The 24,853-nt window shown below is 47.7% G+C and carries 25 protein-coding genes and 3 tRNA genes; 9 read left to right on the forward strand and 19 right to left on the reverse strand.

The window, feature by feature from the left end; translation table 11 throughout:
• Window positions 1–15: 15 nt before the first annotated feature.
• From hfq to W04_RS03780, 6 genes are all read right to left on the reverse strand, one after another.
• Window positions 16–276 (reverse strand): RNA chaperone Hfq, encoded by a 261-nt coding sequence (hfq, locus tag W04_RS03755; protein WP_022945614.1) that lies wholly within the window; start codon window positions 274–276, stop codon window positions 16–18.
• A gap of 78 nt (window positions 277–354) precedes the next feature.
• A complete protein-coding gene (gene miaA / locus W04_RS03760) occupies window positions 355–1,272 on the reverse strand; it encodes a tRNA (adenosine(37)-N6)-dimethylallyltransferase MiaA (protein ID WP_082342112.1) in 918 nt (305 codons plus the stop codon).
• Between the two features lie 5 nt (window positions 1,273–1,277).
• Window positions 1,278–3,092, reverse strand: a complete 1,815-nt coding sequence (gene mutL, locus W04_RS03765; protein WP_053909853.1) for a DNA mismatch repair endonuclease MutL — start codon at window positions 3,090–3,092, stop codon at window positions 1,278–1,280.
• Window positions 3,093–3,101: 9 nt separating this feature from the next.
• Window positions 3,102–4,442, reverse strand: coding sequence for an N-acetylmuramoyl-L-alanine amidase (locus tag W04_RS03770; protein WP_022945611.1), 1,341 nt, complete (start codon window positions 4,440–4,442; stop codon window positions 3,102–3,104).
• Window positions 4,435–4,905, reverse strand: coding sequence for a tRNA (adenosine(37)-N6)-threonylcarbamoyltransferase complex ATPase subunit type 1 TsaE (tsaE, locus tag W04_RS03775; RefSeq protein ID WP_026111201.1), 471 nt, complete (start codon window positions 4,903–4,905; stop codon window positions 4,435–4,437). Before tsaE ends, W04_RS03770 begins: the two co-directional genes overlap by 8 nt.
• Before the next feature lie 6 nt (window positions 4,906–4,911).
• Entirely contained in the window at window positions 4,912–6,399 is a 1,488-nt protein-coding gene (locus tag W04_RS03780; RefSeq protein ID WP_053909854.1) for a bifunctional ADP-dependent NAD(P)H-hydrate dehydratase/NAD(P)H-hydrate epimerase, read from the reverse strand.
• 11 nt (window positions 6,400–6,410) lie between these two features.
• Here W04_RS03780 and queG point away from each other — a divergent pair, with 11 nt between their 5' ends.
• Window positions 6,411–7,580, forward strand: coding sequence for a tRNA epoxyqueuosine(34) reductase QueG (queG, locus tag W04_RS03785; protein ID WP_053909855.1), 1,170 nt, complete (start codon window positions 6,411–6,413; stop codon window positions 7,578–7,580).
• A gap of 26 nt (window positions 7,581–7,606) precedes the next feature.
• Here the strand turns inward: queG and W04_RS03790 are convergent, their stop codons facing one another.
• From W04_RS03790 to orn, 7 genes are all read right to left on the reverse strand, one after another.
• Window positions 7,607–8,731 (reverse strand): PleD family two-component system response regulator, encoded by a 1,125-nt coding sequence (locus W04_RS03790; protein WP_022945607.1) that lies wholly within the window; start codon window positions 8,729–8,731, stop codon window positions 7,607–7,609.
• A gap of 28 nt (window positions 8,732–8,759) precedes the next feature.
• Window positions 8,760–10,745 carry an ATP-binding protein gene (locus W04_RS03795; protein ID WP_053909856.1) on the reverse strand — a complete coding sequence of 662 codons (1,986 nt, stop codon included), beginning with the start codon at window positions 10,743–10,745 and terminating at the stop codon, window positions 8,760–8,762.
• 101 nt (window positions 10,746–10,846) lie between these two features.
• Window positions 10,847–12,958, reverse strand: coding sequence for a methyl-accepting chemotaxis protein (locus W04_RS03800; RefSeq protein ID WP_053909857.1), 2,112 nt, complete (start codon window positions 12,956–12,958; stop codon window positions 10,847–10,849).
• A 212-nt stretch (window positions 12,959–13,170) separates the two neighbouring features.
• Window positions 13,171–13,246 (reverse strand) — tRNA-Gly (locus tag W04_RS03805).
• Window positions 13,247–13,314: 68 nt separating this feature from the next.
• A tRNA-Gly gene (locus W04_RS03810) sits at window positions 13,315–13,390 on the reverse strand.
• Between the two features lie 68 nt (window positions 13,391–13,458).
• Window positions 13,459–13,534, reverse strand: a tRNA-Gly gene (locus W04_RS03815).
• Between the two features lie 131 nt (window positions 13,535–13,665).
• The gene (orn, locus tag W04_RS03820; protein WP_053909858.1) at window positions 13,666–14,211 is read right to left on the reverse strand and encodes an oligoribonuclease; all 546 of its coding nucleotides are present in this window, start codon (window positions 14,209–14,211) and stop codon (window positions 13,666–13,668) included.
• Between the two features lie 145 nt (window positions 14,212–14,356).
• On the opposite strand from orn, the gene rsgA reads away from it, so the two are divergent.
• Window positions 14,357–15,415 carry a small ribosomal subunit biogenesis GTPase RsgA gene (gene rsgA, locus W04_RS03825; protein ID WP_053909987.1) on the forward strand — a complete coding sequence of 353 codons (1,059 nt, stop codon included), beginning with the start codon at window positions 14,357–14,359 and terminating at the stop codon, window positions 15,413–15,415.
• A gap of 74 nt (window positions 15,416–15,489) precedes the next feature.
• The gene (gene asd, locus W04_RS03830; protein WP_053909859.1) at window positions 15,490–16,356 is read left to right on the forward strand and encodes an archaetidylserine decarboxylase; all 867 of its coding nucleotides are present in this window, start codon (window positions 15,490–15,492) and stop codon (window positions 16,354–16,356) included.
• Here asd and W04_RS03835 read toward each other — a convergent pair.
• Complete coding sequence (locus W04_RS03835; protein ID WP_053909860.1) at window positions 16,345–16,833, reverse strand: GNAT family N-acetyltransferase; 489 nt, start codon at window positions 16,831–16,833, stop codon at window positions 16,345–16,347. The genes asd and W04_RS03835 overlap by 12 nt on opposite strands.
• Window positions 16,834–16,911: 78 nt before the next feature.
• Between W04_RS03835 and W04_RS03840 the strand changes: the two genes are divergently transcribed.
• The 5 genes from W04_RS03840 to W04_RS03860 all read left to right on the forward strand — a co-directional run bounded on the left by W04_RS03840 (window position 16,912) and on the right by W04_RS03860 (window position 19,542).
• Window positions 16,912–17,451, forward strand: a complete 540-nt coding sequence (locus W04_RS03840) for a glutathione peroxidase (RefSeq protein WP_157576273.1) — start codon at window positions 16,912–16,914, stop codon at window positions 17,449–17,451.
• A gap of 105 nt (window positions 17,452–17,556) precedes the next feature.
• Complete coding sequence (locus tag W04_RS03845) at window positions 17,557–17,838, forward strand: peptidylprolyl isomerase (RefSeq protein ID WP_022945599.1); 282 nt, start codon at window positions 17,557–17,559, stop codon at window positions 17,836–17,838.
• An 88-nt stretch (window positions 17,839–17,926) separates the two neighbouring features.
• Window positions 17,927–18,508: a glutathione S-transferase family protein gene (locus W04_RS03850; RefSeq protein WP_053909862.1), complete on the forward strand. Its 582-nt coding sequence runs from the start codon at window positions 17,927–17,929 to the stop codon at window positions 18,506–18,508.
• Window positions 18,508–18,864 (forward strand): DUF2750 domain-containing protein, encoded by a 357-nt coding sequence (locus W04_RS03855; protein ID WP_053909863.1) that lies wholly within the window; start codon window positions 18,508–18,510, stop codon window positions 18,862–18,864. Before W04_RS03850 ends, W04_RS03855 begins: the two co-directional genes overlap by 1 nt.
• 3 nt (window positions 18,865–18,867) lie before the next feature.
• Entirely contained in the window at window positions 18,868–19,542 is a 675-nt protein-coding gene (locus tag W04_RS03860) for a hypothetical protein (protein WP_053909864.1), read from the forward strand.
• Here W04_RS03860 and W04_RS03865 read toward each other — a convergent pair.
• Window positions 19,539–20,423, reverse strand: coding sequence for a hypothetical protein (locus W04_RS03865; RefSeq protein WP_053909865.1), 885 nt, complete (start codon window positions 20,421–20,423; stop codon window positions 19,539–19,541). The two genes, W04_RS03860 and W04_RS03865, sit on opposite strands and share 4 nt — an antisense overlap.
• 126 nt (window positions 20,424–20,549) lie before the next feature.
• Here W04_RS03865 and W04_RS03870 point away from each other — a divergent pair, with 126 nt between their 5' ends.
• Complete coding sequence (locus tag W04_RS03870; protein WP_022945594.1) at window positions 20,550–21,449, forward strand: phosphoribulokinase; 900 nt, start codon at window positions 20,550–20,552, stop codon at window positions 21,447–21,449.
• A gap of 7 nt (window positions 21,450–21,456) precedes the next feature.
• Here the strand turns inward: W04_RS03870 and speD are convergent, their stop codons facing one another.
• The 4 genes from speD to astD all read right to left on the reverse strand — a co-directional run bounded on the left by speD (window position 21,457) and on the right by astD (window position 24,846).
• Window positions 21,457–22,263 (reverse strand): adenosylmethionine decarboxylase, encoded by an 807-nt coding sequence (gene speD, locus W04_RS03875; protein WP_022945593.1) that lies wholly within the window; start codon window positions 22,261–22,263, stop codon window positions 21,457–21,459.
• A 96-nt stretch (window positions 22,264–22,359) separates the two neighbouring features.
• Window positions 22,360–22,767 (reverse strand): OsmC family protein, encoded by a 408-nt coding sequence (locus W04_RS03880; RefSeq protein ID WP_022945592.1) that lies wholly within the window; start codon window positions 22,765–22,767, stop codon window positions 22,360–22,362.
• 101 nt (window positions 22,768–22,868) lie between these two features.
• Window positions 22,869–23,219: a DUF3802 family protein gene (locus W04_RS03885; protein ID WP_022945591.1), complete on the reverse strand. Its 351-nt coding sequence runs from the start codon at window positions 23,217–23,219 to the stop codon at window positions 22,869–22,871.
• Window positions 23,220–23,376: 157 nt separating this feature from the next.
• Window positions 23,377–24,846, reverse strand: coding sequence for a succinylglutamate-semialdehyde dehydrogenase (astD, locus tag W04_RS03890; RefSeq protein ID WP_053909866.1), 1,470 nt, complete (start codon window positions 24,844–24,846; stop codon window positions 23,377–23,379).
• Window positions 24,847–24,853 lie beyond the last annotated feature (7 nt).

The raw sequence follows: 24,853 nt of genomic DNA on the forward strand, positions 1-24,853 counted from the left end.
TATGCTCCTACTGATTTAATAATTCCCTTCTTCTGACTCCGGTGCGTCGAGTCCTTGCGCACCATGAAAATTCACTGCTCGGGCTGGCACAACAGTGGAAATTGCGTGCTTATACACCATCTGATTTACAGTGTTCTCTAACAAAATGACAAATTGGTCGAAAGACTGAATCTTGCCTTGCAGTTTTATGCCGTTAACTAAAAAAATTGAAACAGGAATACGCTCACGACGTAGCGCATTCAAAAATGGGTCTTGTAACGATTGGCCTTTTGCCATTGTTATTTTCCTTCGTTTTAGGTGTTATTATGTATCTAGTTTAGGACTGACTCTAAAGAAAAAAACGTCCCAATAATACTAGCTTAGCGAACTTACTATACGTTGCAAGTTTTCTTGGTCCCCGCTTTCAAGCCACGTTAGGTTCTGCCAACCTCGAAGCCAGGTTAACTGCCTTTTCGCCAACTGACGCGTAGCAGCTACTCCACGAAAAACCATTTCATCATAATCAATTTCACCCGCGATGTAATCCCACATTTGTCTATACCCTACGCAACGAATAGAAGGCAGATCCGGGTGCAAATCCTTCCTGTTATATAGGGACAAAACTTCGTTTTCAAACCCCTGCTCGAGCATTATTTGGAATCTTTTCTCTATACGCTGGTGCAAAACGCGACGATCGCTTGGCGCAATAGCAAATTGATGAACAGGAAACCCTAAGGATTGTGCCTTAGTTTGCTGTAGTTCAGTCATGCTCTTACCACTGATACGGTATACCTCTAAGGCGCGATTAATTCGCTGTGAATCATTGGCGTTAATTTTCGCCGCTGCCTGCGGGTCCACCTGTTGTAACTGCTGATGTAGCGCCGGCCATCCATGCTCTTTTGCTTCGACTTCGAGGGCAGCTCGAATGTCTGTATCAGCTTCAGGTAGTGGCGATAGCCCTTCGAGCAAGCCTTTGAAATACATCATAGTACCACCTACTAACAAGGGTACTTTGCCTTGATTGTGTAGCTGTTCGATGTGCGCCAGGGCGTCGCGGCGAAAGTCAGCCATGGAGTAGCTCTGTGCTGGGTCAACAATGTCAATAAGTCGATGGGGTGCTAACGCACGCTCTTGCGCATCAGGTTTGGCGGTGCCGATGTCCATCCCTTTATACACCAAGGCGGAATCGACGCTGATCACTTCGGTATCGAAGTGTTGGCATAAATCAATGGCTAAGGCGGTTTTTCCTGAGGCGGTAGGCCCCATTAAACAGATAACGGGCAATGAACTCACAAGGCTTAAACACTTAATTGACTGACGTATTGGGATAGCTCTATTTTAACGGCTTTTTGCTGTAATTGCTGAACAATTTCTGGAGTATTCTGTAACTGTGTCTGCCAAGTTGCAAAGTCATTACCATTGAAATAATTACTCGGCGTAGATGCCGCAAGCCACATGAGAAAGTCCTGCTGTGAACTTTCAGCCGTCAACTGCGCGCTGAGTATCTGTTCAATCACTCGCTTGGCATCGCTGGCATATAAGCTGCTGGGTAGACGCTTTACCATGGCAAATTGTTTTTCAAGCTGGATATCGAACCCTAACACCGAGAGCCAGGATTGCAGTCCCTGCAAACACGCCAACTCCTTATCTTGCAAGGCCACACGCACAGGCAACAACAATGCGCGACTACTTAGCTGCGCTTCAGCTTCGAGTTGCTGCTGCCAAGCCAGCGGTAACACCTGACGCCAGTGGCTAAGGTGCAACTTCCCTTGCACACTCACTGCACAGTGGCCATCTGTTAAGGGCAAAAGTGACACACTCTCAGCGGCTAACTGCAGCGCAGGGGCTGACTCAGCCACATGATTAAACTCATGAGCCTGTACTTCACTGATCCCTTGATAAAACTGATTCGCTTGAGCAATACGTTGGGCATCAACAGGGTGCGCACGCGTGCTCGCTGGCGCTGAGTCTCGATAGCTTGCACCAGAGCGACTAGCCGTTCCCATAAACTGCCCAGTTTGCTGATTATCAGGACTAGGACGCAATTGCGACTTGGGGTAAGCAGGACTGTCACTGTGAGCTGCGGTTGCTGGAGGTATCGAGGGTTGCGGTATGAGTGTTTGCTCACTAGCCACCAGCTGTTGCACCGCCTGTAAAATAAAGTCATGGACTAATCGCGCCTGATGGAAGCGCACCTCATGCTTGGCCGGATGCACGTTAACATCAACCTGGCGGGGGTCGACTTCTAGATAAAGTACAAATGCCGGCACTTGCGCTTGTTGGGTATGTTCTTCAAAGGCTTGGCGAATAGCGTGTAAAATCAATTTGTCGCGCATCATGCGGCCATTAACATAGGTATACTGCGGCTCTGTTTGCGTGTGCTGAGGCATAATCCAGCCATGCAAATACAGCCCTTGGTCACCACTTTGTAAATGCATACCCTGGCTGGCAAAGCCTTTGCCCGCGACCTGAGCAATACGCTTTACTGCACCCGCGTCGTCGGCCGACACTGGCCGATATTGGCGCACTACTTTAGCGTTGTGGGTTAAGGTAATGGCAATATCGAAGCGGCTTAAGGCAATGCGTTTTAGCAGCTCATCAATATGGTTGAACTCAGTTTTTTCGGTTCGTAAGAATTTGCGCCGTGCGGGGGTATTGAAAAATAAGTCTTTTACTTCAATGGTGGTGCCATCAGGATGCGCTGTTGGTTGCACCTGCACGGCCATATCGCGTCCCTCAGCAAAGGCTTGCCAAGCTTCATTTTGCTGGGCAGGCTTAGACTTCAACGTTAATCGCGATACCGAGCTTATGGAAGCCAGCGCCTCGCCACGAAAGCCCAAGGAGTTAATACATTCTAAATCATCCAGTGTTTTTAATTTACTGGTAGCATGGCGTGAGAGCGCGAGGGTAAGCTCATCTTTGACAATACCCGAACCATTGTCGGTAATGCGGATCAGTTTATGGCCGCCGCGTTCAATATCAACGCGAATACGTGTCGCTCCCGCATCTAAGCTGTTTTCAACCAACTCTTTCACTACAGAAGCGGGACGCTCAACTACTTCACCGGCAGCGATTTGGTTAGCTAATCGCGCCGGTAATATCGCTATACTCATATACGCTCGTTAGGTATTAGGAATGGTTAACACTTGGCCAATATAGACAGTGTCTGTTTTTAGCTTATTGACGCGTTTAATAGCCCCGACAGAGACGCCATAACGACTGGCCACGACACTTAACGATTCACCGCGACGAATTTTATGTCGTGTTGGGTTTTGTGCCTTAATCGTTGCAAATAGCGAGTCATCAGGGGGGTTATTACGGTAATAACCACGAATTGATCTGAACACCGCTTTCGCTAGTTTTTCTTGGTGCGCCGCTGTTTTCAGCAACCGCTCTTCTTGAGGATTGGATATAAACCCCGTTTCCACCAAGATAGAGGGAATATCTGGCGATTTCAGCACTGCTAAACTCGCCGCTTGCGGATAGCGTTTATGCATTTTCGCCACTTTTCGTAATTCTTTGATGGCCTCTTCAGCCACTTTAAAGCCGGTTTTCATGGAGTGATCCATGGACATGTCGAGTAGCGTCTGCGCTAAATACTTTTCGCTGGCCGTGTCGCGAATGGCATCCGCAGCCCCCCCAAGTAATTCAGAGTGCTTTTCCCTATCCTCAATCCATTTACCTATTTCTGAATTAGCCCGGCGCAGAGACAAGACCCACACCGACGCTCCTCGCGGCTGTGGGCTGGTAAAGGCATCAGCGTGAATTGACACTAAAAAGTCAGCTTTGCGTTTGCGCGCTTTGGTGCTGCGGTTATTGAGTTTGACGTAATAATCTCCGCTGCGCACCATATAGGCTTGCATGCCCCGCTCGGCATTAATCAATCGCTCTAAGCGTTTAGCTACTTGCAACGTGATGTCTTTCTCATAGGTGCCGCTTGGACCTATAGAGCCGGGGTCTTCACCGCCGTGACCCGCATCGATCGCGATAACAATGTCACGATTGGTTTCTAATACTCTATTTTTTGGTATGTTTTGGGCTTGTTGACCGTCACTTTTATCGTAAAGGTCAATGACTAATCGGTCTTTATACGGCCCGGTAGGAGCCAAAGAAAAAATAACCGGCTTAGTGGCTTTGAGTAACTCAAACACCACTCGCGTAGAACCCGACTTTTTCGGCGTGCTAGGACGGATTTTATCAACAATTTGGTGCTTCTTTTCAATTGCCGGGTAGTCTTTACGGTGCGCAGTATTATTGATATCAACGACTAGGCGTAATGGATTCTTCAGCATGAAATAGCTGAAGTCTGGCTTTTCTTGCATATCAAACACCACCCGCGTGCTATCGGGTGATGGCCATACACGCACGTTTTCTATGGTGTTTTTAGCTGCCGCCACTGTTGCCCATACGAGCAACATGGCGCACAAGGTTGCCTTGCTTGCGGTTATGATTATTTTAAGCATTGCCTTTTAACTTTGTTACTACATCAGCGCCACGCTCAGATTTTGCGTCGATACTGATCTCACGCGCTTCCCCTGTATACTCTAGCGTGATTTCTAAATCAGCGCGAGGAATTACCCCCTCACCTTTACTAGGCCACTCCAAAATACACACCGCGCGGTTATCGAAATAATCCCGAATGCCCATGAATTCGAGCTCTTCTGGGTCAGCTAATCGATATAAATCAAAATGATATACTTTGACCTGCGCTAGCTCATAAGGTTCAACTAAGGTATAAGTTGGACTCTTAACCTTACCTTTATGACCCAGCCCTTGCACGATTCCACGCGTGAGCGTGGTTTTCCCCGCCCCTAAGTCACCGTACATATAGATCACCGCACCGTCAGCGATGAGTGGAGCTAGTTGCGCCCCGAATGCGACGGTTGCTTGCTCATCCGCTAAATATTGGTCAAACCGCATGGTCATTATTGCTTACCCTATTAAAGCTCGTACTACTGGAAATAAATCACTGGCGAGCAACCCTTTGCTGCCCTCACTGCTTGCTTGCTGGGCTGCTAAGCCGTGCACATAAGCCCCCACACAGGCACTGTCATGTGGGCTAACGCCCTGCGCTAGCAACGCGCCAATTATACCAGATAATACATCACCCATGCCGCCACTCGCTAGTGCGTTACTGCCACTGCTGTTAATTGTTAATTTATCAGCGCTACAAATAAGTGTACCCGGACCTTTCAATAGTGCTGTTGCTTGGTATGAACGCGCCAACTCCTGCACCTTGGCAAAGCGATTGGCTTCCACCTCAGTAACGGAGCTTTGCAATAATCGCGCAGCCTCTTTGGGGTGCGGCGTCAAAACACAATCAGTGAGTCGCTGTGGATTCTGTGCCAATAGGTTTAATGCATCCGCATCCAGCACTTTTAATCGTTTATGTTCATAGCCAAGAACCGTGCTGAGCATCTGTTGCGCCCACTGACATTGCCCTAATCCAGGTCCAATAACGACGACGTTGGCTTTTTCCAATAGTGCTGTGAGTTGCTGAGCAGTTGTTACCCCGTGAACCATAAGCTCATAGCAACCTTGGCTTATGGTTTGCACATTCTCTGGATGGGTCGCCACACTCACCAAACCGGCCCCTGTTCGTAGTGCCGCTTCACTGGCTAATCGCGCTGCGCCCGCCATTCCTAGCCCCCCTGCGACAACTAAGACATGACCGGCATTGTTTTTGTGACTGCCTTGGCCTCGAACTGGCCGCTTGCGCATCATCGATGCATGATCATTCAAGCAAGCCACTGCACTACATTGGCGGTAAAAAGCCTGTTCTATTGCCAATGGCGCAAACCATAAGTGACCACATTGGGTTTTAGCTCGACCGCTCAATAGACCCTGTTTTAGGGCAATAAACGTCAGTGTATGGTGGGCATTAAAGGCATTATTATGTACCTGCGCACTGTGAGCATCGACCCCGCTGGGGACGTCAATGGCGATACGCATCACCTTAGCGGCATTCACTTTCGCCAATACATCAGCAATAGGCTCCGGCAAAGCACGATTAAGGCCAATGCCAAAGATAGCATCCACCACTATATGATAATGATGTAGACTTGGGTCCTGAACACACTCCCCACCGCTTTGTTTAAAGCGCTCATACATGGTTGCGGCATCTCCCTTTAGAGTATGCACAGCGACCAGCGGCCAGACCTTAACATCATAGCCTTGTTGGCGTAATTCAGTGGCGACCACAAAGCCATCACCGGCGTTGTTACCGCCTCCACTAAGCACAATAACGCGTTTTTTTTTGTCGTAGTGTTGTTGTATCCAATGAGCCACGGTGCTGCCCGCTCGGTGCATTAGCTCCAGCATACTCACTCCGCTGTGCTTGGCAGCGGCACCTTCATATTGCTGCAATTGTTGGGGAGTAAATACCTGCTGTGGTAAATTAGTACTGTAATGACTATCCATGGTTTTCACTTTTGCCGAATAACACCATTAATTATCCTGAACTAGCACAGCAAATTAAGCAATGGGCGAGCGAGCTTGGCTTTGCCGATGCAGCTATTTGTGACATAGATCTCAGTGCTCATGAAGCACAATTACAACGTTGGCTTGAGCTTGGCTATCATGGCGAAATGAACTTTATGGCCGAGCATGGCACCAAGCGGTCGCGCCCAGACGAACTGGTACCGGGTACCCAGCGCATCATCGCGTTAAAGATGCACTATTTACCCCCAGACGCGGGCTTTGCCCGCACCCTGAAAAATCCTCAGTTGGCTTATATCAGCCGTTACGCTCTGGGCCGCGATTATCACAAGCTGATGCGTAACCGTATAAAGAAGCTCGGCCAGCGTATTGCACAAGTTGCTGAAGGTTTGGGGTTTCGCCCTTTTGTTGACTCCGCCCCGGTGCTCGAGCGCCAGCTTGCGGCGAAGGCTGGCTTAGGCTTTACCGGAAAGCATAGCTTATTGATAGACAAACAAGCGGGGTCATGGTTTTTCCTCGGGGAGCTGTTTGTGGATATTCCGCTGCCAGTTGATGACCCTGACACCCGACAAGCCACCCAAGGAGAGTGCGGCAGTTGCGTCGCATGCATGACCATGTGCCCCACTGGGGCTATCGTTGAGCCCTATGTGATTGATGCGCGAAAATGTATTTCCTATTTAACCATTGAGCTTAAAGGCGCTATTCCTGAGCAATACCGAACAGCGATGGGCAACCGTATTTATGGCTGTGACGACTGCCAGTTAATTTGCCCATGGAACCGTTATGGCGAGATCACCGCAGAGTCTGACTTCCATGCCCGCGCCCAGCTTAAAGATCAGCCACTATTGACGCTATTTAGCTGGGATGAAGAGACGTTTTTAACTAATACCGAAGGCAGCCCCATCCGTCGTATTGGCCACCAACGCTGGCTTCGTAATATTGCCATTGCCTTAGGTAACGCGCCCTACGATAGCGCTATTGTTGAGGCGTTAATGGCTAGGTTGAAAGGGGCTAGTGACTTGGTTGCAGAGCATATTCATTGGGCACTTGCGCAGCAACAACAAAAGCGTGAGGCATTGAGCGTGACAGTTACGGCACACACAAAGAAAACTCAGCGATTGATCCGCGCCGTACAAAAAGGGCTTCCCAGAGACGCAGAGTAATCTCAGAGCGCTCACTTTTTACCACCTTAGTTGAGCAATTTAGCGAGATCTTGCTCGATGCGAGAGAATGCCGCCTGCAAGTTCTCCACCGACTCCTCTCGGGCCACCGAGCGTTGGATGGTGTCGTCTACCTTTTGATAGATAAAGGCTTCTTGGTCATCGTCTAAGCCCATAGTGGGAATACGCTCCTCAAGCTCCTCTTGTAACGCGCGAAACACTTTTTCATTATCGCTGCGCGTTTGATTCACCGCACTGATGAGTTCACGGAATTGTGCTTCAATACGCGATACCGCCTCCCCCAACTGCGCTTGGCGCTTTTGCAGCGCTTGTTTGGTCATAATGGCGGTGAGTTGCTGCTCAGTCACACTGACTAGAAAACATACATGATCGCGAATGCGACCATGCTTCTCGGGTTCTTTCTCTGGCATATTCAGGATCAGTAAGCTCACTTTCTCATAGTTCACCAACAATCGCTGCGAGAACTCGTGTAAGCGCCCCCGGGTTTTTAGCATGTCAAAAAGCTCAACAACAATGGGGGAGCACCCTCCACTTAATGAGAAGTGCTGTACGCCGTCATCCAATCGCAACTCAGCATTACTCTGTAAGCCAAAACGATTTAAACAGCTGAGCAGTTCTTTGCCTAACTCTTGGGGCTCCCAAATTTGCCCAATACGCTCAACAAAGTTGACGATTTCGCCCATTTCGCTGCTATTAGCCATAGCGTTAAAAGCGGTGGATGTGGCATCGTCAACTTGCTTTTGTAGGTCTTCTTGCTCATCAAGATACCCTTTGAGCTTCATCAATTTTGATTTGAGTTCATCGTGACTGAAAGGTTTAACAATGTAGTCCTCTGCGCCTACAGCGTAACCCTCCATGCGCTCTTCTACCGTGCCCCGCGCAGATACAAACATGACCACAATATCTTCGGTTTCTGGGTTCGCTTTAAGTTGGCGACAAACATCATAGCCGTTCATATCTGGCATACTGACATCAAGCAAAATAATATCCGGCTTAAACTCCCCCACCACCGCGAGGCAGGCTGGCCCACTGTCTACCATTTTCAGCTCAAACCCTTGATCATCGAGAATTTCTTCAATGATTTCTAGATTATATTCTTCGTCATCTACTGCTAATACCCGTTGCACTGTCATCGTATTGACCTTCCCTTATTCAAGCTTGTTATTCTACCGGCTTATGCGGCGGCGCCTGAGTTTCTTGTGCTTGCTGAACTTTTGGCAAGCTTATTTCTATAATAGTGCCTCCTTTAGGATTTTGCTTAGCATGAATGCGGCCATGATGCAGCGCCACAAACTCACGGCATATCGCCAATCCTAAACCTGTTCCCCCGGCCCCTCGATTGGTTTGGCTACTTTGGGAGAATTTATCAAAGACATGTTCTAGCTCGTTTTCTGGGATACCCACTCCATGATCAACCACTTGAATTGCCAAGTTGTCACTATCCTCATGTAAGTAAATGTCTATGTCACTTCCCTCGGTGCTAAATTTAAGCGCATTTCCTAAGAGATTAGTTACTACTTGAGTTATTTGCGCACCATCGCAGTCAATGTGACTATTCACATCGTTATCATGGAGTTTTATGTTGATGTGTTTTTCCATCGCCGTGCCAGACACATCCGTAATGCTCGATTCAATCAACTTACAAACATCAGCTCGGCTCGGGCAAAAAGGAAATTTGCCAACGTCTAATTTCGACAAATCAAGTAAGTTATTAAGTAATGACAGTAAGCGCTCACCGCTGGTATGAATACGGTTGAGATACTTGCTTAACTTATCAATGGGCGTTTCGCCATTGCTCAACTTGTCGAGCCCAAATCGCGAAAAGCTGAGTATTGAATGCATCGGGGTGCGCAGTTCGTGGGACATATTGGCCAGGAACTCTGATTTACTGCGGTTTGCGGCTTCCGCCTGGTCTTTTGCTAACTTCAGCTCCCGAGTGCGCTCCTTGACGCGGATTTCGAGCTCATCTCGCGCCTCTTCAAGTAATACTTGGCGCTCTTTTAGGTTAGTCACATTTTTAAAGATTACGGCGTAGGCAATCGCACCGTGATAGTCAATTTCACTAAAGGAGCCGACCATAGGGATCAGCCCACGCTTCGAGGTTTGCACTTCAAGCTCACAGCTATGTTGGTTTAAGCTTGTTGTCGAACGCATCGTTTGCAGTAAAGTTTGCTCTGAGCTTGAGCTCAAAAATTGAAACAAGGTATGCTTTGCGAGCTCAGTTTGATTTAAGTTCAGTAACTTCGCCGCTGCATCATTGGCGTCAATCAAGCTGCCATTACGGGCAAACAAAATGACTGCGTCAGGGGTGTTTTTGAATACTACGCGTAACAAACTGTCTTTTTCAATGAGCGCATCGACGGTGTCTTGTAACCGCTCAAGTAGCTGCGCGTTGTTACGTTTGAGGAGCTCTGTCTGCCATGCTTTATGCACCGATTTAAGGACAATACTTTGATCCGCTGGCAGCTCAATGACATCATCCACACCGCTGCGGATCACCTCCAGTAAATTTGCTTTATCTCCTTGGTTTATAAGCAAGATACAACGGCAATGTGATTGTATCCTCTTAACTTGTAAATACACATCACTGCCACTATCCCCTTGCACTTGGTAATGACAGAGCAAAATATCGATATGTGTTCCGTTGGCAATTTCCAACGCCTGAGTAAGAGAGTGAGCTCCTAGTACACTAATGTGCGCGCCTGTCAGCCACTGCTGGATATGTGCCTGGCTATCTTGCGGACTCACATGAAGCACTTGCGGCAAGGCGATCGACTGCGGTCCGTCAATCTCTAAAATGCTTTCTAAAAGCGCACTGATTTCTTTGTTTTCGTAAAAGGGATAAATAACTTGAGCTTGTATAAACAGCTTATTAAGCTCGGCGAAGCTTGCAAATACTTCACCTTGTTCAGCCTTAGGCGCCAACAGCGCGACATTACAGCCGCTGAGGGCTTGTTTGAGGTCACAAGCAAGCGCCATAGGAATGCCATGGGCAAGGATATACATATCATAGTCACTGGGCTCAATGGCCTCTAAATTAGCAAAGTGCAGCAGCTCGACCTCACAATCGAGCAGCTCTAGCAGTACCTTAATGCGCATAGCAAGTACTGTTGTCGCATCTATGATCAATATCCGTCGCTTCACCATGCTTTCACCAAGCCCTCTACCCTAGTTTAAACGTAGACGTACTTTTGCCTAGTTGGCAACTTTATATTCAACTTAAGCCATTGAACCTAAAGAGGAAACGCTTAGGTTTTCAAACGACTCAGTTGCGAATCTTGCTCTTCAACCAAGGCAATAAGCTCTTTCGATCCCGACCCTGTTTGCTGAGCCAAGTCGGCCAGGTGCGAGGCAGCATCGGAAATGAGCGTCAAATTACGATTGATTTCTTCAGTGACCGAGCTTTGCTCCTCAGCAGCTGTGGCTATGTGAGTCACTTGATTGGTAATTTCATTCACTTTTTCGACCACTTCATGAAGCGCATCAAACGCGGATGAAGTTTGCGATACAGCGGTATCGGCGCGTGAGACACCCTGCTCTATGATGGTTGATGCACTGCCCACTTCTTGCTGCAAGCGGGTAATGAGCTCGCTGATGTCGTCTGTGGAAGCACGTGTTTTCGACGCCAGTGCACGAACTTCGTCAGCCACCACAGCAAAGCCTCGTCCTTGTTCACCCGCTCGAGCCGCTTCGATAGCAGCATTCAGTGCAAGCAGATTCGTTTGCTCGGCAATGGTGCGGATCACATCGAGTATCTGGTTAATGTCATTACTGCGTGAAGCGACCTTACCTACCGCCACATTGGCATCATTGATCTCCGTAGACATGGTTTGTACTTGGTCAACAGCTTGCGACAAACTGTGCTCACTGGCTTGCACTAATTTATTAATTTCTTCCGTTTGTTGTGCTGATTGCTCTGAGGCGCGGGCCACTTCCAACGCCGTGGAGCTCATTTCGTTCATTGCCGTCACCACACTCTCAATTTCAGCAAACTGTTTCTCTACATTTTCTTGGGTTTGTGTGGCCACTTGTGAGGCACTGTCGGCCTGCTCCATGGTTTGTGATGAGAGTTGCTTAAGCTGAGAGATAAGAGTACGTAATTTGTCGATAAAGGCATTAAAACCGCTCCCCAAAGCGATAAGTTCGGCGTGCGTATCGACATTCAGCGACTGTGTTAAATCTCCCTCGGCGCTGGCCAAGTTTTCCATACGCATACGAATGGCATCAATAGGGCCTACAATGGTTCGGGTAAGCCAGTACATCATGGTCGCAGCGCCTGCAAGTACCACAATGGCAACGATAATAAGTACTGACTTCAGCGCATCAGCATTATCTTCCAAGTTCTGCTGTAACTCTTGAGCGCCCGCCATAGCCAGTGACTCAGGTACTTCGACGACCAAACGCCAAGTAGAGTCGGCTAGTTTTACATCCAGGGGGTAATTAACAACGAATGTGTCATCCACCAGCTCAACGCTTGCTGTGCTGCTCTTTATAGCCGCCATCAGTGGTTTATCCACCACCTCAGCAAATGGTTTTCCTAACTGTTCGGTGTAATGGCTACTGCCCACCACCAAGCCCATTGAGCTGATTAGCGACACCTTGCTTTGGCCTTGATAGAGGTTCGCCGAGAGCTGCTCAGTGATTTTCTGAAAAATAGGTAGGTTTAAATCAACCCCGGCTACGCCTAAAAAACGTCCTTGGTGAACGATGGGAGCGGTCAGCGAGGTCATCATCTCGGAATACCCTGGCGAAATCTCATAAAGATAGGGCTCCATTAAACAGGGTTTGAGTGTATCTTTCGCACATAGATACCATTCGGCCTCGCGCAGCCCCATATCATTGATAGTATCGACATGCTTTTCGCTTGCATCTTCCACCACTTGTTGTTCAATAGAGCCGTCTTCATTGCGGATCATGTAAATCTCTAAAGAACCATGTCCGGGTACGGAGTGCTGGTGGCCGCTGGTAAATTGATTATCTAAACCATCATAAGCGTTATCTTCAAACTGCGTGTAAATGGATGATACCAGTTCATTTTGAGCCAATACCGCTCGGTCTATTTGCTCGACTGCACTTCGATCCAAAGGCTGATTTTTGGTGCGCCCAAGGATCCCAGCTAGGGTATAAGGAATTCGATAGGCTTCATTGATAAAACCGAGGATTTTCTCACCATCTAAGCCGGCCTTAGCCAACAGCTTATCCTCAACCTCTTGGCGCACAAGCACCCTGGATTCACTGGAAACGGCGCTATTACTTTGCTCCAACTGCCACCATAAAATACCAATAAGCAGCAATACAGTGACCAATAAGGCACCACAACTAGCAAGTAAGAGTTTTTTAGCAAGGGACTGATTTCGCATTACTTCTTTACCTTTTGAACGAACCTGAGATAAAGCTTAGTCGAGCCAGCCAAAATAGGAAACCGCCATCACGAGGTGATGCACAAAAGAGCACCAAAATACATGCAGTCATGGCCACTGCGGTTTAATACATCAACAATGCCAGCTTGGCTGCATGCTTTATACGCGATACATGTGGGAATAAAACTGAGTTTTGAGAGTGTTCAGTGAATTGGAGCGGCACACGAGGTTCGAACTCGTGACCTCAACCTTGGCAAGGTTGCGCTCTACCAGCTGAGCTAGTGCCGCTTCATAGTTTGCTCGGGGTTGCGCAGCTGAGCTTGGGCTGCAAACTGTTAGTAACAACAGTAAAAGTTTGGAGCGGCACACGAGGTTCGAACTCGTGACCTCAACCTTGGCAAGGTTGCGCTCTACCAGCTGAGCTAGTGCCGCTTCATAATTTGCTCTGGATTGTGCAGCTGAGCTTGGGCTGCAAACTGTTAGCAACAACAGTAAAAGTTTGGAGCGGCACACGAGGTTCGAACTCGTGACCTCAACCTTGGCAAGGTTGCGCTCTACCAGCTGAGCTAGTGCCGCTTCATATGCAACAGCGAGACTGCTACACAGCGCTTAGTTTAAGCACACCGACTAGTGCGGGGTGTTCGTCTTAAGCGGGGCAGGATTTTACAAGAATACCTTGTCTTTGCAAGCCCTTTTTTGCTGTTTTTTTAAATTTTGAACACTTCTGTACGATAAACCTGCAATTCCATAATTGAGTCTTTGATATCGTCCAATGCTAAGTGCGAGCCCTTTTTCTCAACTTTATCCAATACCTCAGGCTGCCAACGTCGGGCCAACTCTTTAATGGTACTGACATCGATGTTGCGGTAATGGAAGAAATTATCGAGCTCAGGCATGTAACGCACTAGAAAGCGACGGTCTTGACCAATGGAGTTCCCACATAAAGGCGATGCGCCTGCGGGGACCCACTGCTCTAAAAACGCCAAAGTCTCAGCCATGGCTTGATGCTCGCTAACCTCGCTTTGTTGGCAGCGTTTAGTCAATCCCGATTTACCATGTTGGTTAGTACACCACGCGTCCATACTGTTGAGTAACTCGTCGCTTTGGTGAATAGCAATCACTGGGCCCTGAGCGAGGATGTTTAACTCGCTGTCGGTAACAATGGTGGCAATTTCCATAATGCGGTCGTGATCGGGATTCAAGCCGGTCATTTCCAAGTCTAACCAGACCAGGTTTGTTTTGCTTACAGCCATAGTCGTGCGCCCTGCTTCTCTTTCGGTTTGCTGCGATTAGTTATATCATATTAGCTTCATACGCAGACCTAAAGCCTTTTTTACACCGTCCTTATTTACTGCAAATAAGGCAGTGCCAAAGATGGGCATGAACGAAAGAGATTCCGTGGCCAAAAAACAGAAATTGTCGAAAGGGCAAGCGCGACGTATACGCGCTAATCACCAGAAACGCTTACAGCGGGTAAAGTCCGATGCCAACAAGGCGGCTGAGCTGGAACTTGATAGCCAGAATTTAGGCGCAGCTGAACCGGCTCTCGTTGTCAGCCGCTTCGGTCAGCATGCCGATGTGGAAACAGCGGATGCCGAAGTATTACGCTGTAATATTCGCCGCACGATATCTAGCTTGGTCTGTGGTGACAAAGTGATGTTCCGCCGCGCAAAAGTCAGTGAAGGCGATATCGCCGGAGTGGTTGAGTTAGTAGAAGAGCGCCATTCGCAACTAACCCGCCCTGATTTTTACGATGGTGTCAAAGTGGTGGCTGCCAATGTCGATCAAATTCTGATGGTCTCTGCGGTGGTGCCGGAATTTAGCACACAAATAATCGACCGTTATATCGTTGCGTGTGAGGACATGGGTATTCCCCCTGTGCTGCTTTTGAATAAAGTGGACTTACTCGATGATGAAGACCGTGAGCTATTTGCCGATTACCTCGCTGAGTACGCTCATTTAGGCTATCAGGTGATGATGGTCAGTAGCGAAAGCGGTGAAGGCATGGATACACTAAAGGCAATGTTGGCGGATAACAACAGCATCTTTGTTGGCCAAAGTGGGGTCGGCAAATCAAGCTTAGTCAATGCCTTGTTGCCTGATGCCGATATCCTTACCAAGACCGTATCGAGCAATAGCGGGTTAGGTCAACACACCACAACCGTGTCTCGTTTACATCACCTCCCCAGCGGCGGCAATTTAATCGACTCCCCAGGGATCCGCGAATTTGGCCTTTGGCATTTAGAGCCCGAGCGCGTCGCTTGGTGCTTTAAAGAGTTTCGTCAATATTTAGGCGGCTGTAAGTTCCGTGATTGTAAACATTTAGATGATCCGGGCTGTCTACTGCGAGAGGCTGTAGAACAAGGCGAAATTGCCGATTTTCGCTTTGAGAACTATCACCGCATAATAGAATCAATGGCCGATGGCCGTGCTGGCGCTCGTAATCCACGAGTGTAGCACCCAAAGGCCGGTAACTGGCCTTTAGTCTTTGGTTTCGTTACCATTTAACAAATTACAGTGGAATCTACTCAGTGAATTTAGACAAAGTAAAAATCGCTTTTCAATATGCGCTACCAAAACACGGCGTATCACGCTTAGTTGGTAAATTAGCCGCAGCAAAGGCGGGCAAGCTTACCACCTCGCTCATTAAGCTTTTTATCAAGCAATATAAAATTGATATGAGCGAAGCGCAGCATGAGGACCCAAGTCACTACCAAAGCTTTAATGAGTTTTTCACTCGCCCACTCAAAGCCGGTATCCGCCCGCTTTGCGAAGACGACAATATTATCGCTCACCCCGTTGATGGGGCCATTAGCCAACTTGGTGATATTAATGAGGGTCAATTACTGCAAGCTAAAGGCCATCATTATAGTGTGCAGACTTTACTTGGCGGCAACCAAGCCGATTCCGAGCCCTTCTTAGGCGGTAAGTTCGCCACCATTTACCTTGCACCGAAAGATTACCACCGCATCCACATGCCAGTAGACGGTACGTTAAAACGGATGATCTATGTACCTGGCGATTTATTCTCTGTAAACCCATTAACGGCGCAAAACGTGCCTAACTTATTTGCTCGCAACGAGCGCGTAGTGGCGATATTTGATACAGACATTGGCCCGCTCGCGATGGTGCTGGTAGGCGCCACCATTGTTGCCAGCATCGAAACTGTTTGGGCTGGGACAGTCACGCCACCAGCAGGTAAAGATGTATTCAGCTGGGATTATCCAAGCGAAGGAAACCGCGCAGTGAAGCTGAAAAAAGGTGAGGAAATGGGGCGCTTCAAGCTTGGCTCCACTGTCATTCTAGCGTGGGGTGCTAACCAAGCTGACTTTCTTGACGATCAAGTTCCCGAGGCCACCACGCGCATGGGCACAGCGTTTGCGAAACTACGTGACTAGCGACTTACCAAGGATGGTCAAGCTGTATAATTGACCATCCATTCTCGCTACATCTGGCAGTTGCCCCCACACCGAAAATCCCGCCGAGGTGAAAAGCCCGATACTGGGTTTATTATGACTGAATATAAAAGCTAAGAGGTTCTCAATTGCCAGTGTATGGGCATGAGCTTCAACGAAGTTAAGCGCTTTTCGCCCCAACCCCTGTCCTCTTACCGATTCACATAAATAAATAGCAACCTCTACGGTGCCGTCGTAAGCGGGGCGGCCATAAAAAGATTTAAAACTCAACCAACCCACAACTCGCTCACCTTGTTTGTAAACGAAAATGGGCCGCTTAGGCGTATGACCTAGAAACCACGACCGACGCTCTTCAACAGTGACCGGCTCAGTGTCTGCGGTCACCATGCGACTGGCGATAGTCTGGTTATAAATATCTACGATACGAGGCAAGTCACTTAATTCAGCGGTTTCAAACATAAATAATGGTTGCTAAAAATGATCATTTACATTGATAGTATCGTACTCTGCGAGACAAACAATGAAAAGGCGATGGTCATGATCCGATTCACTCTCAGTACCTTAAGCGCTGCGTTATTACTGCTTAGCTCTACAGTCCAAGCCAGCGAATGTGGCGATTTCACCGATGTTGAAGTGCGTAAGCTACGTTCAGAGCAAAGCATTGATCTTTGCCAATTTAAAGATAAGCCTTTGCTTATTGTTAATACGGCCAGCAACTGTGGTTTTACACCACAGTTCAAAGAGCTCGAGCAGCTGCATCAAAAATACAAAGACCAAGGCTTGGTGGTGTTGGGGTTTCCATCTGACGATTTTTTCCAAGAGGAAGATGACGAAAAAGACACTGCTGAAGTGTGCTACATCAATTATGGTGTAACCTTCACTATGCTCGCACCCACGCCGGTGAGGGGCGACGATGCTCATCCGGTTTTTCAATTTTTGAACGAGCAAACCAGCTCTCCAAATTGGAATTTTTACAAGTACTTAGTGTCAAAGGATAGACAACAGGTGCAACGCTTTAACAGCCGCACAAAACCAATGTCAGAAACGCTTACCCAAGCTGTTGAGCAAGCGCTATAATGACAAATCATTATGTTTGTCTAAACTTAATGGCAGTAAAAAAGGTCCGGCTCACCCACAGCGAAGGGCCTAACAGAATCATGATATTAACAAATGGAGTAACTTATGGCTTTGGCAAGTGCGCGTCATATATTGGTGGATAACGAGGCCCTGTGCCTGGATTTAAAAGATAAGATTGAACAGGGAGAAGATTTCGCAGAACTGGCAAAACAACACTCCATGTGTCCGAGCTCACAAGACGGTGGAGCGCTTGGAGAGTTTGGTCCAGGAATGATGGTACCAGAGTTTGATAAAGTGGTGTTTTCAGCCCCATTAAACCAAGTACAAGGCCCGGTACAAACGCAGTTTGGTTATCATTTACTCGAAGTGACCAGCCGCAGCGATTAAGCTCGCCAAATTTCTATTGCATTGCTTGTAAAGCCTGCTATTTTGGAGCTCAGTTATTGAGATTGTTGCTCACAAGGCAGGTTTTACAATGCAATTGTATGGCTCTGATACCTCCCCCTACGTACGCCGCCTGCGTATTTGGTGCGCCCAGCATACACTTGATGTTCCTTACCAACATATAGATATTTTCTCCCCCGCAGGGCGAGAACTGCTATTACAGCACACCCCAGTGGCGAAAATTCCAGTATTGGTCGATGGGCAGCAAAGTGTATATGACTCCACTGTAATTTTTGAATACTTAAGCCAAGCCCATCAGCTCAAACCATTACATTGGGATGAGCGTAACCAACTAACAACTATCAACGCGGCTAATGATTCCGGTGTTGAGTTGCTTTTATGCCAGCGTTCAGGGTTTGACACTACACAAGATACGTTATTTTTTAACCTGCAACATCAGCGCATTAGCCAATGTTTAGGGGTGTTAGAAGAATTACTTAGCAGTGGTAAAATAACGCATGCTTATGTACTGACTAGCCTGTTTTGCCTGTTAGATTGGTTGGCGTTTCGTCAACTCACCGATTTTAGCGTTTATTCGCAATTACATGCGTTTTGGCAACAGTACAGCCGTGAACAACTGGCCCAACAAACCGATCCAAGAAAGGCCGAATAATGAATGATAGCAACGATATAGAAATAGAATCACAACTTGATAGCTTTTGTGAGCAGGTCCGTAAGCAGCAAACATTATGGCTATTGAGCGCCCCTGACGGCGGTGTAGCCAGTGTGACCTCGGCATACGATGATAACAAAGATGTGCTGCTACTATGGCACAGCGAAGCGCTGGCACAGCAACAATGCATCAATGAGTGGCAAGACTACACAGCCATTGATATATCGCTTAGTGAGTATCTTGATGAATTAGCTCCCGCTTTACATGATGATGGCGTGTGGGTAGGTGTTAATTGGGCTGAAGGTGCTTGCAGTGAGTTAAGTGCCCAATCATTAGTGAATGCACTGACCGACTAAGCTGTGAAAACCCATTTAGGACGGCGGCCATTTTCTGCTATGGAATTACACACCCTGTTTTCAGGATATGTGTACGGCGACGAAAAACAACCACGCGAGCAAGCCAAGCATTGGCATTTCTGGCTGCCTCTACTGGCTTATTATACCGGCGGCTTTAGTGATGAACTTGGCAGCCTCACTTTGGAAGATGTGCATTTAGGCACTGGCACCGCTTACTTACATGTGCATACTCATGGCAAAATCAAAGCGCGTAAAATCCCCATCCATCCACACTTATTCTCCTGTGGATTACATGAATATGTACAATGGTTGAAAGATCATGGACATCAGCGTTTACTGTTTGATTTACCTGCAAAATCTGGTCGTTACAGTGAAAAGGCACGAATTTGGTTTTCCGGCGAGGGAGAGCGCGCTGGCTACCTACAGAAATGTGCTCTGCCCACCGTGGATCAGCACGGTCATAAAACCGCTTTGAGTAGTTTACGTCTAAACTTCGAGCAGCAGGTCCGTATTAGTGCCATGCAGTTAGGCAGTAAAGCTGGGTTTTGTTATCTGCTCGGCCTCAAAGAATACCCACAACGAGAGTTCGCCGATATGCGCTTATTGCAAAAGATAGTCCGAGGGGTGCGCGTTGTGAATACCCACACCCACTGGCAACGCTTTTGCAATCGCCATTAACTCTCTTTAGCTTTGGCATTACATACCCATGCCAAGGTCTTCTCTGTAGCTAGGTAGCTCACGCGTGTAATGGTGCCTTGGCAATGAGTGCTTAAGTCGTGCCATAGCTGCGCTGGCTGAGCATTACCCAACTGTTTCTTATATAATCGATTTTGATTTGCATAAATCACCGTCTGCGCGTCAAACCAGGTGTAATCTTGGACACCTTGTGGCAGGCGAAAGGCTTTGCTCGATACATCATCATCAACTGCATAGGTGGCGAACCAACTCTGCCCTTGTTCCTCAAAGGTGTAAGTGTAAACCCGCAGTGCCGAGTTATAGCTCAGTGTGCGACCAGGGTTATCAACGATGTGCTTGCCCTTTTTGGGGTCTTTAAGAGGCAGATAATGAATGCTATGTGGCTCGCCTAAGGCAAAGACCAACACGCCTTGCGGCCCCCAAGCGTGATAGCCTATGGTCATGCCGTTGTCGAAAATTCGCTGTGGCGCCGTGCCATCTAACGGATAATGCCATAACTTTTGTGCCGCATTCGCCTCGACTACCACGGCAGAGATTGCATCGCCATCGGGCATCATCGTTGGTGAATACTCACTACGATTTTTGCTTTGTGTAACGTTCACTCGGCTGTTGGTGGCAAAGTCGTAAAAGAAGATATCTGTTTGTGATTGCTGTGCTTGAGTCACCGCTTGGGTGTAATACACCCCCTCGGCGGTAAGCCAAGGTTGATTACTGTACCCTGCTTTATCACTGATGGCGGAAACATCAATACCTTGCGAGTGCTCTCGCAAAAGCAATACTTGGCTATCTAACGCCCAAGCTGGCGCCGAGGCAGTGGCGATAAGAGCGGCACTACCAAGCAGTAGATTTTTGAATTTACGCATAATTTTTTATTGTTATTGGCAATCTCCCTATACTAACGTGAATTCACCGTCTCGCAAGTAACTAGGCTTGATTTCACTGCACTGCACCTTTATAAAGGGTATTCTAATTAACAAACGGTTAATCTTATGTCGGCGAAACACCCTATTGTGGCAATTACTGGCTCTTCAGGCGCAGGCACAACCACAACAACCAATGCAATCAAGCACATTTTCCGTGCACTAGACATAAATGCCGCGTTTATTGAGGGTGATAGCTTTCATCGCTATACCCGCCCAGAAATGGACAAGAAGATTCGTGAAGCGGAGCAACAAGGACGCCATATTAGCTACTTTGGCCGTGAGGCCAATGACTTTGAAGCGCTAGAGTCGCTGTTTGCCAATTACGGCGAGACCGGTAATGGTAAGGTCCGTCGCTACCTCCACACCTTTGACGAAGCCGTTCCCTATAATCAGTTACCAGGCACATTCACCCCTTGGCAAGAACTTGAGCAAGGCACAGATCTGATGTTCTACGAAGGCTTGCACGGTGGGGTTGCTGATGAAGACTACGACGTTGCCAAGCATGTGGATTTGCTCATTGGCATGGTACCGATCATTAACTTAGAGTGGATCCAAAAGCTGATCCGAGACACATCAGAGCGCGGTCATTCTCGCGAGGCGGTTATGGGCTCGATTATTCGCAGCATGGATGATTACATTAACCACATCACCCCGCAGTTTTCCCGCACCCATATCAATTTTCAGCGAGTACCAACGGTAGATACCTCTAACCCCTTTAGCGCCAAAGATATTCCATCTTTAGATGAGAGTTTTGTGGTGATCCGTTTTCGCGGCATAGACGATGTCGACTTTCCTTATTTTCTGCAAATGATTGAAGGAAGCTTTATGTCACGCATGAACACGCTGGTCGTTCCTGGTGGCAAAATGGGCTTGGCCATGGAGTTGCTTTTAACGCCTCTGATCAAGGACCTGCTAGTGAAAAAGCGGGCCCTTGAACATTTAGCGCCGGTGGATTTACCTATCTGAGTTATCGCTACGCGTCAGGCAGGTTACGACCGTAAAAGATTTCTTGAATCTCACGGTTAAGACGCGTGCGGATCTCTTCAGTCTCTTGTTGCTCTAACTCATCGGTGGTAACGCCGAATAGATAGGTATTCAGGTCTGTCTCTTTAAGCATCATTTTGGTGTGAAACAAGTTTTCTTGATACACATTCACATCCATCATCTGATAGAGCTCTTTGGTATCCTCTGTCATGTAATTTTGGATAGAATTAATGGCATGGTCGATATAATGCTTCACACCATTAACGTCGCGAGTAAAGCCTCGGACGCGATAGTCTATGGTCACAACATCGGATTCTAACGAATGGATCAAGAAGTTGAGCGCTTTTAATGGCGAGATCACGCCACAGGTCGATACTTCAATATCGGCCCTAAAAGTGCAAATCCCATCATGAGGATGAGCTTCCGGATAAGTGTGTACACATATATGGCTTTTATCCAAGTGCGCCACGACAGAGTCCGGTAACGGGCCCGGTGTTTCCTCGCTATCAAAGCTTTGTTCATGCACTGGCTCTTCAGAAACCAAGATAGTCACACTCGCGCCCTGTGGGTCATAATCCTGACGCGCCACGTTAAGAATATTGGCGCCGATTATGTCTACGACTTCACCTAAAATATCAGTGAGGCGGTCAGCACTGTATTGCTCGTCAATGTACTCAATGTACTCTTTACGCTGCTGCTCTGTTTTGGCATAGCAGATATCGTATATGCTGAAGCTTAAACTTTTGGTTAAGTTATTGAAACCATGAAGTTTAATTTTATCGAAGGGTTTGTTCACTATAAACCAACCTTAAAACCTAGTCGCTAAAAGCCGCATCGGGGCCATAAAAGAGCGCGGATTTTAGCCCAATTTGGCCCCTTGAAAAAGCACTTTTTAAGCGATTTCTTGTACTTCAAAACTATGCGTGATTTGCACTGATTTTTCCAGCATCAATGCTACCGAGCAATACTTTTCCGCAGACAGTGAAACAGCACGCTCAACATGCTTCTCACTGACCTCTTTGCCACTTACAACAAAGTGTAGGTTAAGCTTAGTGAACACTTTTGGGGCTGATGGCGCGCGCTCGGCACTGAGCTGAACTTGTACGTCACTCACTTGCTGTCGGGCTTTTTTTAGAATACTCACCACATCAACCGAAGAGCAAGCTCCAGCTGACATAAGAACCATTTCCATCGGTGAAGGGGCATGGCTATCACTGCCAGTATCGAATACTACATTGTGGCCAGAGTCAGATGTGCCGATGAAGGTATCACCCTCTACCCATTTTACTTTCGCTTGCATGTAAACCTCTTATTGGTAATAAGTTTACAGCGATTGTAAATGAGGCTACCGGCAATGCAAAGTTTAAACGATGCTTGCCCTTGGTACGTAAAGTTGACGGCTTAGGCCGATACGCGAGCGACGGCGTTATCAAATAAGTTTTTAATCAACCCGGCAAACTCGTCAATAAACTCGCGCTGCTCTTTGGTTACAGGTTGATTAGTGACACTACTGAGAACTTCTTGAAGGTCGTACACAATGCCGTCGACTTCACGTACGATTTGACTGCGCTGCTCGGTATCGAGCTCGGTGTGCTGCTGACAGATGAGCATTACATGCTCGGCGATCACATCTTCTATAAGCTCCATGACCGTCGGCGCATCAGGAGCGACCTCACCGGACTTCTCAAACAACGAGAGGTTTTGCGTGAGGTACATGATGAGATCATCATAGCCTTGTCTGTCGAGAACCATTAAACACCATTAACTTCTTATAAATCTTTCTAGATTTAAGCAGAAACTTAGCCGAAAAGCTAGGACTTACGATGCTTTTATAGCCACTTTGAAGTGCTTGCTTAGCACTAAAAAAAGCAGCCGAAGCTGCTTTTTTATGACCCAAATAAAGTCGCTATTAGTCGAGACTCAGCCCTGGGCTCAACTTTTCAGGAAGCGTTACTTTCTCAAGCTCCACAGAAGAAACTGGGTAGGCGCAGTAATCTGCTGCGTAGTAAGCACTTGCACGGTGATTGCCTGAAGCACCAATACCCCCGAAAGGTGCAGCGCTCGATGCGCCCGTAATTGGGCGGTTCCAGTTAACAATACCGGCACGGATGCGACGCAAGAAGTATTCATAGTCTTGCTCACTGTCGCTTAACAAACCAGCAGATAAGCCATAGGCAGTATCATTGGCTTTGTTAATGGCGTCATCAAACTCCGTGTAACGGAACACTTTCAAAAGTGGTCCGAAATGCTCGTCGTCAGGGAAATCACTCACATTGCTACATTCCAAGATTCCTGGAGTCACAAAGCCCGTGCCCGCTGTATGTTTAAGCTCGACTAACACTTCTGCACCAAGCTCAACCAGCTGTTGCTGCGCTGCAACCAGGCCCTTTGCCGCTGCTTCGGAAATCATCGACCCCATAAACGGCTGCTCTGGTGCGTCATAGACGTCCACTTTAATGTTCTTAGTCGCCGTAATTAACTGAGCAAGAATCGCATCGCCTTGCTCACCTGCAGGCAAGAATAACTTACGGGCACACGTACAACGCTGTCCAGCAGAGATATAGGCTGATTGCAAAATATCATGTACTGCTGCTTTTTCATCGCTTACATCCTTAACAATGAGAGGGTTATTACCACCCATTTCCAACGCTAAGATTTTACCTGGCTGACCTGCGAATTGCTCATGCAGCACGTGACCTGTGCGCGATGAACCGGTGAAGAATAGACCGTCGATGCCTGGGTGAGAAGCTAAGGCTTTACCCGTTTCAACTTCACCCTGAACGAGGTTAATCACCCCTTGTGGTAACCCAGCTTGCTGCCATAATTTTAAGGTGAATTCCGCCACTGCTGGGGTCAGCTCTGACGGTTTAAAGATCACCGTGTTACCCGCTAACAGTGCTGGGATGATATGTCCATTTGGTAGGTGACCCGGGAAGTTATATGGGCCAAATACAGCAACCACGCCATGTGCTCGGTGGCGAATAACAGCCTTACCTACTGGCATTGGGTTTTCTACTGTGCCAGTGCGTTCATGATAGGCGCGCTCTGAGATGCCTGCTTTGCCAATCATTGCGGCTGCTTCTGTGCGCGTTTCCCACAATGGTTTTCCGGTTTCTTGAGCAATAATCAGTGCCAGCTCTTCGCTGTTTTCTTTAAGTTGCTCAACGAAGGCTTTAACCACCTCTAAGCGCTGCTCTACGGTTTTATCTGTCCAAGGAATAAACGCTTCTCGCGCCGCCTTTACCGCTGCATCAACTTGCTGTGGTGTGGCACTGTTCGCTTGCCAAATCACGTCGTTGTTCGCTGGGTTAATGGAATTGAAGGCCTGACCTTCACCTGCTGTCCATTGACCATTAATGAATTGAGCTAAATGAGACATTGCTTGC

It is taken from the genome of Pseudoalteromonas sp. SW0106-04 (genome assembly GCF_001293805.1).
GTDB classification, from domain to species: Bacteria; Pseudomonadota; Gammaproteobacteria; order Enterobacterales; family Alteromonadaceae; genus Pseudoalteromonas; species Pseudoalteromonas ruthenica.